Raw genomic sequence first — 14,006 nt, 5'->3', positions numbered from 1 at the left:
CTCTTCGCTGCAATAACTTGAAACTAAACGTCACATTTGCTCGCACTCTTGCAACGTCGACTTAACAGCAAATTAACTGCTCGTTCCTAGCATCCATGCCTCTTTATGGAGGCATGTCGATGTATAGAAAACTGCGTTTCGCATCAGGTTCACTGGTGTTGGCGATTGCTGTGAGCGGCTGCACTCCGGCAACCGAGCCGCAGGCATCCGCCCCCGTAAAGGTGAGCACCGAAACCCTGCAAGCCAAACCCCTGTCTATCACCAGCGAGCTCAGTGGGCGCATTGCGGCACCACGAACGGCCCAGGTAAACGCTCGGGTAGCTGGGGTGGTGCTCAAAAGTGTGTTCGCGCAAGGCGCTGACGTAAAACAGGGCGACGTGCTGTTCTACATCGACCCGGCGCCGCTCCAAGCTGACTTGGATAGCGCGCTGGCCGGGCTCAAAAGGTCTCAAGCCGATGCTTCACGCGCGCGCCAGCAAGAACAGCGCTACCGCCAGTTGATCTCAGGCAATGCGATCAGTGCTCAGGAATATGACAACGCACGGGCGGGCGCACGGCAGGCCGAGGCTGACGTCGCGGCCAATGAGGCCTTGGTACAACGCGCGCGTCTTAATTTGGGTTACGCCACCGTTACCGCGCCCATCTCCGGGCGTATCGGGCGCGCCTTGGTGACCGAAGGCGCCTTGGTCGGCCAGAACGAATCAACCCCGCTGGCGCTGATCCAGCAACTGGACCCGGTCCATGTCGACCTCACGCAATCGACCCGTGAACTCAACGAACTGCGCCGCGCATTCCGCTCCGGCCAGTTGCAGCAATTGAGCCCAGGCCAGGCCAAAGCGACCTTGCTCCAGGACGACGGCAGCGCGTACCCGTTGCCCGGCAAGCTGCTGTTCAGCGACATCGCCGTCGACCCCGGCACCGGCCAGATCATCCTGCGCAGCGAATTTCCCAACCCCGACCTCGATTTGCTGCCCGGCAGCTTTGTGCGTGTGCGGCTGGAGCACGCCATCGACCAACAAGGCATCAGCGTGCCGCAGCGCGCCATCCTGCGTAACAGCGCGGGGTTGCCACAGGTGCTGTTGGTGGATGACCAACTGCGCGTGAGCCTGAAAACCGTGCAACTGGGCGCGGTGCACCAGAACCGGTGGGTCGTCACCGACGGCCTCAGCGCCGGCGACCGCATCGTCGTCGAAGGCCTGCAGCATGCCCGACCAGGCGAGCAGGTCGTGCTCGACAACGCCGCTCTTCCACTCGACCAAGCTATTGGTCAGTCAGCAGGACGCTAGCTTATGCCGCAATTCTTTATCGATCGCCCGGTATTCGCCTGGGTCATTGCGCTGTTTATCGTGCTGGCCGGTGTCCTGGCGATTTCGCAGTTGCCCGTGGCGCAATACCCCAACATTGCACCGCCCAAAATCGAGGTCGTTGCCACCTACCCCGGCGCGTCGGCGCAGGCCATGGACCAAAGTGTCGTCAGCCTGATCGAAGAAGAGCTCAGCGGGGCTGATCACCTGCTGTATTTTGAATCGCGCAGCAGCCAAGGCTCCGCCACGATCACCGCGACCTTCAAACCCGGCACCAACCCTGAGCTGGCGCAGGTCGACGTGCTCAATCGCTTGAAGGTCATCGAGTCGCGCCTGCCGCAAGCGGTGATAGAACAGGGCTTGCGCGTGGAGAAAGTTTCCACGGGTTTCCTGCTGTTCATCTCACTGATCGGCACCAGCGATGACGTCGACAACGTGTCCCTCAGTGATTACCTGGCGCGCAACGTGGTCAATGAGATCAAACGTCTGGACGGCGTCGGCAAGGTGCAGATGTTCGGCGCCGAGCGTGCCATGCGTATTTGGGTCGATCCGCAAAAGCTGATTGCCTTCAACCTGACAGCGGCGGACGTGAATGCCGCGATCATCGCGCAGAACGCCCTGATAGCCGCCGGCAGCCTCGGGGAGCTGCCGGTCGCCGGCAGCCAGGAAATCACTGCGAGCATCCTCGTAGACGGCCAACTGTCGAGCCCTGAAGCATTCGCCGATATTGTGCTGCGTGCCCAGCCCAATGGGGCCAGCGTGCGCATAGGTGATGTTGCCAGGGTCGAGATCGGCAGCCAGGAATACCAGTTCGGTACTCGCCTCAACGGCCAGCCTTCCAGCGAATTGGGCGTGCAACTGACACCCGGCGGCAACGCATTGAGTACTGCGACGCTGGTGCGCGCGAAAATGGATGAGTTGACGCGCTACTTTCCGGCAGACATGAAATACCAGATCGCTTACGACACCTCGCCCTTCGTCAAAGTCTCGATCACCAAAGTGGTTTACACCTTGCTCGAAGCGATGGTGCTGGTGTTTGCCGTGATGTACCTGTTCTTGCAAAACATCCGCTACACATTGATTCCGACATTGGTTGTGCCGGTGGCCCTGATGGGCACCTTTGCACTCATGCAGGTGCTGGGGTTCTCCATCAATGTGCTGACCATGTTCGGCATGGTGCTATCCATCGGCATTCTGGTGGACGACGCCATCGTGGTGGTGGAGAACGTCGAACGCATCATGCTTCAGGAGCGCCTCTCACCCAGGGACGCCACGCGCAAGGCGATGAAACAAATCGGCGGCGCCATCGTCGGCATCACCCTGGTGCTGGTGGCCGTGTTTATTCCGATGGCGTTCATGCAAGGTTCGGTCGGGATCATTTACCAGCAGTTTTCCCTGACCATGGCCACGTCGATTCTGTTCTCGGCGTTCCTTGCCCTGACCCTCACACCGGCACTGTGCGCCACGCTACTGAAACCCGTTGCACCGGGTGAGCACAAGGCCCGCGGATTCTTCGCCGGGTTCAACCGCCGATTCGAACAACTGACCGAGCGCTATCAGGGCTGGGTCGCACAGGCCTTGAAACGCAGTGGCCGCTATTTGTTCATCTATGCCGCGCTACTGATCGTGCTGGTGGTGAGTTTCAATCGTCTGCCCTCCTCGTTTCTTCCAGTCGAAGACATGGGCTATACGATCACCGATATTCAACTGCCTCCCGGGGCGAGCCAAAGCCGCACGATCGAGGTCATCAAGCAGATCGAAGCACACAACGCCACCGAGCCGGGTGTGGACAACAGCACCTTTGTGCTCGGTTTCAGTTTTTCCGGCAGCGGGCAGAATGCCGGGCTGGGTTACACGGTGCTCAAGGATTGGTCGCAGCGGGGCAGCAATGACACGGCGGCCGCGATCGCCGAACGGGCGAACGCGGTGGCCAGCCAAATCAAAGGCGCCGAAGTGTTCGTCGTATTGCCGCCGCCGATTGACGGGCTTGGCACTTCCAGCGGGTTTGAGTTCCGCCTGCAAGACCGTGGCGGCCTTGGGTACGCGACATTGATGCAGGCACGCAGCGATTTGCTGGAGGCCGCTCAAGCCAGCCCGATCCTGATCAATGTGCGCGAAAGCGCGCTGGCCGAAGCGCCCCAGGTAAAACTGGAAGTCGACCGCCGACATGCCAATGCGCTGGGTGTCGCCTTTGCCGATATCGGCAACGTCGTGTCCACCAGCATCGGTTCGGCCTATATCAATGACTTCCCCAATCAGGGCCGCATGCAACGGGTGGTGGTCCAGGCTGAAGGCGAGCAACGCAGGCAGGTCGAGGACTTGCTGAAGATGCACGTACGCAACAACGAGGGACAAATGGTGCCGCTGTCGGCTTTTGTCCAGGCCAATTGGATTAAAGGACCGGCGCAACTGAACCGCTACAACGGCTACCCGGCGATCAGCATTTCCGGCGAACCGGCGCCCGGCTACAGCACCGGCGAAGCCATGGCGGAAATCGAGCGCCTAGTGGCGCAAGGGCCTGCCGGGCTGGGGCAGGAATGGACGGGGCTGTCATTGCAGGAGCGTTTGTCGGGCAACCAGGCGCCGATCCTGTTCGGCTTGTCGCTGCTGGTGGTGTTCCTGTGTCTGGCGGCGCTGTACGAGAGCTGGTCGATCCCGACGTCAGTCCTGCTGGTAGTGCCCCTGGGCGTGCTCGGTGCCGTGCTGGCGGTGACCCTGCGCGAGATGCCCAACGACGTCTTCTTCAAGGTCGGTTTGATCACCATCATTGGCCTGTCGGCGAAAAACGCGATCTTGATCATCGAGTTTGCCAAGAGCCTCTACGACGAGGGCCACGACCTGGTCGACGCCACCCTGCAAGCCGCGCGGCAGCGGTTGCGGCCGATTGTGATGACCTCCATGGCGTTCATCCTTGGCGTGGTGCCCCTGGCCATTGCCACCGGTGCCAGTTCGCAAAGCCAACAGGCCATCGGCACGGGCGTGATCGGCGGGATGATCACCGCGACGTTGGCCGTGGTGTTTGTACCGGTGTTTTTTGTGGAGGTGACGAAGCGAGTGAAAACCCGCCGTCGCTGAAACGCAAAAAGCGGGCTTGTCCGTAAAGAACACGCCCGCTTTTGTGTGTGGCTTAGCCGGGCCTAGACGCCCAGGTAATCCAGGATCCCTTCAGCGGCATTACGCCCTTCGAAGATCGCGGTTACCACCAGGTCAGAACCCCGAACCATATCGCCACCGGCGAAGATTTTCGGGTTGCTGGTCTGGTGCTTGTACTGGCCTTGTTCCGGGGCTACGACACGGCCCTGGCTATCGGTCTGGATTTCGAACTGCTCGAACCACGGCGCCGGGCTTGGGCGGAAACCGAAGGCGATGACCACGGCGTCAGCCGGGATAATCTCTTCAGAACCCGGGATCGGTTCAGGGCTGCGACGGCCACGGGCGTCCGGCTCGCCGAGACGGGTCTCGACCACCTTCACGCCTTCGACACGGTCTTCACCGACGATGGCAATCGGCTGGCGGTTGTAGAGGAATTTCACGCCTTCTTCCTTGGCGTTCTTCACCTCTTTGCGCGAGCCTGGCATGTTGGCTTCGTCACGACGGTACGCACAGGTCACCGACTTGGCGCCCTGGCGGATCGAGGTGCGGTTGCAGTCCATCGCGGTGTCACCACCGCCGAGCACCACAACCTTCTTGCCTTTCATGTCGACGAAATCTTCCGGCGACTTTTCAAAGCCCAGGTTGCGGTTGACGTTGGCGATCAGAAAGTCGAGCGCGTCGTAAACGCCCGGCAGGTCCTCACCGGCAAAGCCGCCCTTCATGTAGGTGTAGGTGCCCATGCCCATAAACACCGCATCGTATTCGGCGAGCAGTTGCTCCATGGTGATGTCTTTACCGATTTCGGTATTGAGACGGAACTCGATACCCATGCCGGTGAACACTTCGCGACGGTGGCTCAGTACGGTTTTTTCCAGCTTGAACTCGGGGATGCCGAAGGTCAGCAGACCGCCGATTTCCGGGTTCTTGTCGAACACCACCGGGGTCACGCCGCCACGCACCAACACGTCGGCGCAGCCCAAGCCCGCCGGGCCTGCTCCAACGATCGCGACACGCTTGCCGGTCGGCTTGACCTTGGACATGTCCGGGCGCCAGCCCATGGCGAACGCGGTGTCGGTGATGTACTTCTCCACCGAACCGATGGTCACCGCGCCGAAGCCGTCGTTAAGGGTGCAAGCACCCTCGCACAGACGATCCTGCGGGCACACCCGGCCGCAGACTTCCGGCAGGGTGTTAGTCTGGTGCGACAGCTCGGCGGCGGCGAGGATGTTGCCCTCAGCCACCAATTTTAGCCAGTTGGGAATGAAGTTGTGCACCGGGCACTTCCATTCGCAATACGGGTTACCGCAACCCAGGCAGCGGTGGGCCTGGTCGGCCGAGTGCTGGGGTTTAAAGGGCTCGTAGATTTCCACGAACTCTTTCTTGCGTTGACGCAACAGTTTCTTCTTCGGATCTTTGCGCTCGACATCGATGAACTGGAAGTCGTTATTCAGACGTTCAGCCATGTTAAAACCTCATCAAACTGTTCAGGCGCATATCACTGCGGGTTGGCACGGATGCTGGAAAGCAACGATTTCAGGTTGGCAGCCTTGGGCTTGACCAGCCAGAAACGACGCAGGTAATCATCGAGGTTTTCAGCGAGGTTACGCCCCCATTCGCTGCCGGTTTCCTCGACGTATTCGTCCAGCACGTGCTGCAAGTGGTTCCGGTAGGATTCCATGGCTTCACCGCTGATCCGCTGGATCTCGACCAACTCGTGGTTGACCTTGTCGACGAAGGTGTTGTCCTGGTCGAGCACGTAGGCGAAACCGCCGGTCATGCCCGAACCGAAGTTGTAACCGGTCTTGCCCAGTACCGCGACAAAGCCCCCGGTCATGTACTCGCAGCAGTGATCGCCAGTGCCTTCCACCACGGTGTGGGCACCGGAGTTACGCACGGCGAAACGCTCACCGGCCGTACCGGCGGCGAACAGCTTGCCGCCGGTGGCACCGTACAAGCAGGTGTTGCCGATGATGGCACTGTCCTGGGTCTTGTAGATGCTGCCTTTAGGCGGAACGATCACCAGCTTGCCGCCGGTCATGCCCTTGCCCACGTAGTCGTTGGCGTCACCTTCCAGGTACATGTGCAGGCCGCCGGCGTTCCACACGCCGAAGCTCTGGCCCGCAGTGCCGTTGAAGCGGAAGGTGATCGGCGCTTTCGCCATGCCTTGGTTGCCGTGCTTGCGCGCGATTTCGCCGGAGATGCGTGCGCCGATGGAGCGGTCGCAGTTGCAGATATCCAAGGCGAATTCGCCACCGCTGGCGTCGTTGATCGAGGCGCTGGCCATCTCGACCATCTTCTCGGCCAGCAAGCCTTTGTCGAACGGCGGGTTGCGCTCCACCTGGCAGAATTGCGGCTTGTCTGCCGGGATGTGATCGCTGCCCAACAGCGGCGTCAGGTCCAGGTGCTGTTGCTTGGCAGTCTGGCCTTCGAGGATTTCCAGCAGATCGGTACGCCCGATCAGCTCTTCCAGCGAGCGCACGCCCAGCTTGGCTAACCACTCACGGGTTTCTTCGGCGACGTAGGTGAAGAAATTCACCACCATGTCGACGGTGCCGATGTAGTGATCCTTACGCAGCTTCTCGTTCTGAGTCGCGACGCCGGTGGCGCAGTTGTTCAGGTGGCAGATGCGCAGGTATTTGCAGCCCAGGGCGATCATTGGCGCGGTGCCGAAGCCGAAGCTTTCGGCGCCGAGGATCGCAGCCTTGATCACGTCGAGGCCGGTTTTCAGGCCGCCGTCAGTTTGTACACGGACTTTGCCGCGCAGGTCGTTGCCGCGCAGGGTCTGGTGAGTTTCAGCCAGGCCCAGTTCCCACGGCGCGCCGGCGTACTTGATGGACGTCAGCGGCGAAGCGCCGGTGCCGCCGTCGTAGCCGGAGATGGTGATCAGGTCGGCATAGGCCTTGGCCACGCCAGCGGCGATGGTGCCCACGCCGGCTTCGGCTACCAGTTTCACCGAGACCAGCGCCTGCGGGTTGACTTGTTTCAAGTCGAAAATCAGCTGCGACAAGTCTTCAATCGAGTAGATGTCGTGGTGCGGCGGCGGCGAAATCAGGGTCACACCCGGCACCGCATAACGCAGCTTGGCGATCAAACCGTTGACCTTGCCGCCTGGCAGTTGGCCGCCTTCACCGGGCTTGGCGCCCTGGGCGACTTTGATCTGCAGCACTTCGGCGTTGACCAGGTATTCCGGGGTTACACCGAAACGGCCAGTCGCGACCTGCTTGATTTTCGAGCTTTTGATGGTGCCGTAGCGCGCCGGGTCTTCACCGCCTTCGCCGGAGTTGGAACGCGCACCCAGGCGGTTCATGGCTTCGGCCAGGGCTTCGTGGGCCTCAGGCGACAAGGCGCCGAGGGAAATACCCGCGGAGTCGAAGCGCTTGAGGATCGATTCCAGCGGCTCGATTTCGCTGATGGCCAGCGGCGTGTCCAGGGTTTTCACCTTGAACAGGTCGCGGATCATCGACACCGGGCGGTTATCCACCAGCGCGGTGTATGCCTTGAACTTGGCGTAGTCGCCCTGCTGCACAGCGGCTTGCAGGGTGCTGACCACGTCCGGGTTGTAGGCGTGGTATTCGCCACCGTGCACGAACTTGAGCAGGCCGCCTTGCTGGATCGGCTTGCGCGCGCTCCAGGCTTCGGCGGCCAGGGCTTTCTGTTCGGCTTCGATGTCGACGAAACGCGCACCCTTGATGCGGCTCGGCACGCCACGGAAGCTCAGCTCGCAGACTTCTTCAGACAGGCCGATGGCTTCGAACAATTGAGCGCCGCGATAGGACGTGACGGTGGAGATACCCATCTTCGACAGGATCTTCAACAGGCCCTTGGTGATGCCTTTACGGTAGTTCTTGAACACCTCGTAGAGGTCGCCCAGCACTTCACCGGTACGGATCAGGTCACCGAGCACTTCGTACGCCAGGAACGGATAAACCGCCGAGGCGCCGAAACCGATCAACACCGCAAAGTGATGCGGGTCGCGGGCTGTGGCGGTTTCGACGAGGATGTTGGAGTCGCAACGCAGGCCTTTTTCGGTCAGGCGGTGGTGCACCGCACCGGTCGCCAGGGAAGCGTGGATCGGCAACTTGCCTGGAGCGATATGACGGTCAGTCAGCACGATCTGGGTACGACCGGCACGCACCGCTTCTTCAGCCTGATCGGCGACGTTACGCACAGCGGCTTCAAGGCCGAGGCTCTCGTCGTAGTTCAGGTCGATGATCTGGCGGTCGAAGCCTGGGCGCTCCAGGGTCATCAACGAACGCCACTTGGCTGGCGAGATCACTGGCGAGCTGAGGATCACGCGGGAGGCGTGCTCAGGCGACTCCTGGAAGATGTTGCGCTCGGCACCGAGGCACACTTCCAGCGACATCACGATGGCTTCGCGCAGCGGGTCGATCGGTGGGTTAGTCACCTGGGCGAACTGCTGGCGGAAATAGTCGTATGGCGTGCGCACACGCTGGGACAGCACGGCCATCGGCGTGTCATCGCCCATGGAGCCGACCGCCTCGTAGCCTTGCTCGCCGAGCGGGCGCAGCACTTGGTCGCGCTCTTCGAACGTGACCTGGTACATCTTCATGTACTGCTTGAGTTGGTCGACGTCATAGAAAGCCGAACCGTGGTCGTTGTCTTCCATGGTCGCCTGGATGCGCAGGGCGTTCTTGCGCAGCCATTGCTTGTACGGGTGACGCGACTTCAAGCGGTTGTCGATGGCGTCAGTGTCGAGGATCTGCCCGGTTTCGGTGTCCACGGCCAGGATCTGGCCAGGGCCTACGCGGCCTTTAGCGATAACGTCTTCAGGCTTGTAGTCCCATACGCCGATTTCCGACGCAAGGGTGATGAAACCGTTGGTGGTGGTGACCCAACGCGCCGGGCGCAGACCGTTACGGTCGAGCAGGCACACCGCGTAGCGGCCGTCGGTCATTACCACGCCGGCCGGGCCGTCCCACGGCTCCATGTGCATCGAGTTGTACTCGTAGAACGCACGCAGGTCCGGGTCCATGGTCTCGACGTTCTGCCACGCTGGCGGAATGATCATGCGCACGCCACGGAACAGGTCAATGCCGCCGGTGACCATCAGCTCGAGCATGTTGTCCATGCTGGAGGAGTCGGAGCCCACACGGTTGACCAGCGGGCCGAGCTCTTCGAGGTCCATCAAGTCGTTGGCGAACTTGGTGCGACGGGCCACAGCCCAGTTGCGGTTGCCGGTGATGGTGTTGATCTCGCCGTTGTGGGCGAGGAAGCGGAATGGCTGGGCCAGCGGCCATTTCGGCAGGGTGTTGGTGGAGAAGCGCTGGTGGAACACGCAGATTGCGGTTTGCAGGCGCTCATCGCTCAGGTCTGGATAGAAGGCGGTCAAATCCGCCGGCATCATCAGGCCTTTATAAATGATGGTCTTGTGCGAAAAGCTGCAGATGTAGTGGTCGGTATCCAAGGCGTTGGACACTGACGAACGACGACGCGAGGTAAACAGCTTGATCGCCATGTCCTGGTCGCTCAGGCCACTACCTGCAATGAACACTTGTTCGATCTGCGGCAGGCGCTCCAGGGCCAGGCGGCCGAGCACGCTGGTGTCGATCGGCACTTTGCGCCAGCCGACAAGTTGCAGGCCGGCAGCGAGGATCTCGCGGTTCATGTTCTCGCGAGCGGCTTCGGCTTTGACTGGGTCCTGGTTGAAGAAAACCATGCCCACGGCGTATTGCTTGGGCAGGTCGACCGCAAATTGCTCTTTGGCGACAGCGCGCAGGAACTGGTCGGGCTTTTGAATCAGCAAGCCACAACCGTCACCGGTCTTGCCGTCGGCGTTGATCCCACCGCGGTGGGTCATGCAGGTCAGGGCCTCGATGGCCGTTTGCAAAAGGGTATGACTGGGCTCGCCCTGCATGTGGGCTATCAGGCCGAAACCGCAGTTATCCTTGAATTCATCGGGTTGGTACAGACCTGCTTTCATAGACACTTTCTCACCAGGCTGCCTCTTATACCGAGGCAAATTTCTTTTTAATTCAACCGGTTACCTTCCACGCCGAACGTACGCCGGCTTAGCGGGGGCAAAAGGGAGGTCATTGTACACACCGACACGAACGCTCACAAATTTAGCGACGAAATGTCGCAAATCTATGTCGCATTTATGAAAGGTTTAAAGCGATATGCTGTGCTAGTCAAAACTTTTTTAATTCTGACCGCTACGACTCAAAAGTGACGTGTGCAGACACCACAAAGCGCGCGGCCTTCAGGGCTGCACGCTTTGTCGTTTTTTTTGAGGTGCCGAGAGGGCGGCCTGGGTAAGGCCGCCGAATCTTCAGCGAGTTGTTGCGAGTTCTTGTTGAACGCTGGCAACAGTGCGAGGCCAAGGTTTACCAGCCTGAACCTTCGCTGGCAAGGCCTTGATAGCGGATTCAGCTGCTGCGCGGCTGGAGAAGTTGCCGTAAGTGATCACGTAGAGAGGCTTGCCGTTGAACACTTTCTTGAAATAACGGTACTCGCCGCCCTGCTCTTTCACGAACGCCTGGGCATTGGCTTCGGAGCTGGTGCCGAGGATCTGCACCACGAAGTTGCCGGTCGGCTGGCTGGTGTACCAGCTGCTGCCGGCGGCGCCTGCCTTGGCGACAGTGGCTGCTGGTTTTTCAGCAGGCTTGGCAGCCGGTGCCGGCTTGGCGGCTGGTGCCGGTGCGACAGGCTTGGCAACCGGAGCCGGTTTGGCGGTGGCGACGGTCGGTGCCGGGGTCGGCTTGGCCGCTGGCGTGGCTGCCGGGCCGGCTGGTACGCCTGCAGGCGGCGCGGTAGTGGTCACGGTCGGTGGCGTGGCGCTGGAGCCTTCCACCGGCACACCGTCGTCGCCTTCGGAGATACCACCGGCTTCTTCGGCGAGCGGGCCGCGCATCACCGGCTGGCCCACCATCGGCAGGTTGGTCGGTTGGCCGGAGTTGGCGAATTCGACATTTGGCGTGGGCTTGCCCAGTGGCAACTGCGCCTGTTCGGTTGGCGCGCCGGCGGTGGCGGGTGCCTTGCTGCGACCTGGGATCAACCAGGCGGCGGCGACAGCGACCACGACAACGGCGGAAATAGCCAATACGTGCTTCTTAGGCATAGTAAACCCCATCTTTGGACGCTTAACCGCAGAGCGGCTTGCAATCATGGCTTCGATCAAGGCATCCCGGGCAACCTGGTTGATGGTGCCAGGCCAGCCGTCGGAGCTTTCGTGAATATCAGAGATCTGCGCAGCGGAGAAAAGTTCGATACCGGCCCCGGCGCCTTCGAGGCGTTGAGCCAGGTATTCGCGGGTCTCTTCCTCTTCGTACGGCTGCAATTCGATAACGTGAAACAGCTCCTGGTCGCCACTGATCTGCTCCAGATCAGCGATCAACGACGATTCGCCAAAGAGGAACACGTGCGGGCGGCCTTCAGGCGTGCCCGCGGCCAGCGCCAGCAGGGCTTCCAGAGCGGATTCGTCGAGCTGCTCGGCGTCGTCCACCAGCAGGTAGACTTCCTGGCCGGTCAGGCCCAGTTGCACCACTTGCTTGAGAATCGCGTTCGGCTCGGCCGTGGCCACGTTCAGCGCTTGGGCCACTTGGCGCAACACGCCCGCCGCATCACCGGCGCCACGGGCCGACACCACCACGCTCTGTACCGATTGCTTGTTGGTGCTGGCGACCAGCGCCTGGCGCAGCAGGGTCTTGCCGCTGCCCAACGGGCCAGTGACTACCAGCAGCAATTGGCTGTAGCGCGCCAAATGGTGCAGTTGGCCAAGCACCGGCTTGCGCTGGGCAGGGAAAAATTTGAAGCCCGGCACCCGTGGAGCAAAGGGGTCGTGGCTTAGCTGGTAATGGCCGAGGAACGCCTCGTCGGCATGCAAACTAGTCATCGGGATCTTATTAACCTTTAAGCTGGGCCAGGGCGCGGTAATCCGCTCCCAGCGTGGCCTGTAAAATCTCTTTCGGATAATCGTCGGTCACTACCGCTTCGCCCATGCGGCGCAGCAGTACCAGTCGCAGGCGACCGTCGATCACTTTCTTGTCGATTGCCATATGTTCGAGGAAATCTGCCTCGGTCATCTCGGTAGGTGGAACGACCGGCAAACCGGCGCGCTGGAACAGGCGAATGCCACGATCACGTTCCTGGGCGCTGATCCAGCCCAGCCGTTGCGACATCTCCAACGCCATCACTGTGCCAGCCGCTACGGCTTCCCCATGCAACCACACACCATAGCCCATGTGCGTTTCGATCGCATGGCCGAAGGTGTGGCCAAGGTTCAGGGTGGCGCGTACGCCGGATTCCCGCTCGTCGGCATTCACCACCAGCGCCTTGGCGGCGCAGGAGCGGGAAATCGCTTCGGTGAGTGCAACCTGGTCCAGAGCGCGCAGGGCGTCCATTTGTTCTTCAAGCCAGGTCAGAAACGGCTCGTCGCAGATCAGCCCGTACTTGATGACTTCCGCCAGGCCCGCCGACAGCTCGCGCGGCGGCAGGGTGTTGAGGGTGGCGGTGTCGATCAGCACAGCTTGGGGCTGATAGAACGCGCCGACCATGTTCTTGCCCAGCGGGTGGTTGATGCCGGTTTTGCCGCCCACCGACGAATCGACCTGGGACAACAAGGTGGTCGGCACCTGGATAAAGTCCACACCGCGCTGGTAACAGGCCGCCGCAAAGCCGGCCATGTCGCCGATCACACCGCCGCCCAGGGCAACCACGGTGGTACGCCGGTCATGACGCGCGGTCAGCAGGCCATCAAAGATCAGTTGCAGGGTTTCCCAGTTTTTGTGGGCCTCGCCATCCGGCAAGATCACCGAAATCACCGAGTACGCCGCAAGGCTGCGGCTCAGACGCTCAAGATACAGCGGCGCGACCGTTTCGTTGGAGATGATCGCCACTTGCCGCCCGGCAATATGCGGTGCGAGCAACTCGGGCAGGTCCAACAAACCTTCGCCAATATGGATTGGGTAGCTGCGCTCGCCTAGATCGACCTTAAGTGTCTGCATGTGTCCCCGCGTGAAGATGTATGTACGATCGGCAACGCTCGGATCTGACGTCGCCTGATGGCTCTGCGCCACACCCCTAAGGCTGATAGCGCGCCGCCGAGAATAGCGCATTTCGGGTCTGGCTTTAACGGGGTGGCAACTGCTGCAAGCGCTCAAGAATGTCGAGAACCACCATTCGTGGTGGCCGCTCATCGGTTTCCACCACCAGATCGGCGATTTCCCGATAGAGCGGATCGCGCAGCGCCAGCAAATCCCGCAAGGTCTTGGCTGGGTCGGCGGTACGCAACAGCGGGCGATTGCGATCACGGGCGGTACGGCCCACTTGCTGCTCGACCGACGCATGCAGATAAACCACGCGACCACCGGCATGCAGCGCCCGACGGTTTTCATCGCGCATGACCGCGCCGCCGCCGGTGGCCAATACCACGCCATCGCAGCCGCACAGCTCGGCAATCATCGCCTGCTCGCGGTCGCGAAAGCCCAGTTCACCTTCCTTATCGAAGATCCATGGGATATTGGCGCCCGTGCGCAATTCAATTTCCTTGTCGGAATCTTTGAATGGCAGGCGCAGCTCTTTGGCCAGCAAACGGCCGATGGTGCTTTTACCAGCCCCCATCGGTCCTACAAGAATCAAATTTCGCACAGA

Annotated in this window: 7 protein-coding genes; 2 read left to right on the top strand and 5 right to left on the bottom strand. The window is 61.0% G+C overall.

Translation table 11 applies throughout. The annotated features are described in order from the left end of the window. The first annotated feature begins 113 nt into the window (after nucleotides 1-113). Entirely contained in the window at nucleotides 114-1,286 is a 1,173-nt protein-coding gene (locus tag KZH41_RS03445; RefSeq protein ID WP_371917640.1) for an efflux RND transporter periplasmic adaptor subunit, read from the top strand. Between the two features lie 3 nt (nucleotides 1,287-1,289). Beyond that, nucleotides 1,290-4,379: an efflux RND transporter permease subunit gene (locus KZH41_RS03440; protein WP_242154003.1), complete on the top strand. Its 3,090-nt coding sequence runs from the start codon at nucleotides 1,290-1,292 to the stop codon at nucleotides 4,377-4,379. Between the two features lie 62 nt (nucleotides 4,380-4,441). Here KZH41_RS03440 and KZH41_RS03435 read toward each other — a convergent pair whose 3' ends face one another. The 5 genes from KZH41_RS03435 to aroK all read right to left on the bottom strand — a co-directional run bounded on the left by KZH41_RS03435 (nucleotide 4,442) and on the right by aroK (nucleotide 14,003). Continuing rightward, nucleotides 4,442-5,860, bottom strand: a complete 1,419-nt coding sequence (locus tag KZH41_RS03435; RefSeq protein WP_263274390.1) for an FAD-dependent oxidoreductase — start codon at nucleotides 5,858-5,860, stop codon at nucleotides 4,442-4,444. A 32-nt stretch (nucleotides 5,861-5,892) separates the two neighbouring features. Next, nucleotides 5,893-10,338, bottom strand: a complete 4,446-nt coding sequence (gltB, locus tag KZH41_RS03430; protein ID WP_242154001.1) for a glutamate synthase large subunit — start codon at nucleotides 10,336-10,338, stop codon at nucleotides 5,893-5,895. 348 nt (nucleotides 10,339-10,686) lie between these two features. Next, nucleotides 10,687-12,249: an AAA family ATPase gene (locus KZH41_RS03425; RefSeq protein WP_263274389.1), complete on the bottom strand. Its 1,563-nt coding sequence runs from the start codon at nucleotides 12,247-12,249 to the stop codon at nucleotides 10,687-10,689. A gap of 10 nt (nucleotides 12,250-12,259) precedes the next feature. Next, complete coding sequence (gene aroB / locus KZH41_RS03420) at nucleotides 12,260-13,360, bottom strand: 3-dehydroquinate synthase (RefSeq protein ID WP_094949290.1); 1,101 nt, start codon at nucleotides 13,358-13,360, stop codon at nucleotides 12,260-12,262. Nucleotides 13,361-13,484: 124 nt separating this feature from the next. Next, nucleotides 13,485-14,003: a shikimate kinase AroK gene (gene aroK / locus KZH41_RS03415; RefSeq protein ID WP_071482666.1), complete on the bottom strand. Its 519-nt coding sequence runs from the start codon at nucleotides 14,001-14,003 to the stop codon at nucleotides 13,485-13,487. Nucleotides 14,004-14,006 lie beyond the last annotated feature (3 nt).

The organism is Pseudomonas sp. YeP6b (assembly GCF_025642995.1).
In the GTDB taxonomy this organism is placed as follows: domain Bacteria; phylum Pseudomonadota; class Gammaproteobacteria; order Pseudomonadales; family Pseudomonadaceae; genus Aquipseudomonas.
The sequence above is the reverse complement of the archived record's forward strand: the minus strand, read 5'-3'. Positions and strand labels throughout refer to the sequence as shown.

Bases quoted from the DNA above. Each gene is read 5' to 3' on its own strand.
- KZH41_RS03445 (WP_371917640.1), top strand. From the start codon at position 114: ATGTCGATGTATAGAAAACTGCGTTTCGCATCAGGTTCACTGGTGTTG.
- gltB (WP_242154001.1), bottom strand. From the start codon at position 10,338: ATGAAAGCAGGTCTGTACCAACCCGATGAATTCAAGGATAACTGCGGT.
- aroB (WP_094949290.1), bottom strand. From the start codon at position 13,360: ATGCAGACACTTAAGGTCGATCTAGGCGAGCGCAGCTACCCAATCCAT.
- KZH41_RS03440 (WP_242154003.1), top strand. From the start codon at position 1,290: ATGCCGCAATTCTTTATCGATCGCCCGGTATTCGCCTGGGTCATTGCG.
- KZH41_RS03425 (WP_263274389.1), bottom strand. From the start codon at position 12,249: ATGACTAGTTTGCATGCCGACGAGGCGTTCCTCGGCCATTACCAGCTA.
- KZH41_RS03435 (WP_263274390.1), bottom strand. From the start codon at position 5,860: ATGGCTGAACGTCTGAATAACGACTTCCAGTTCATCGATGTCGAGCGC.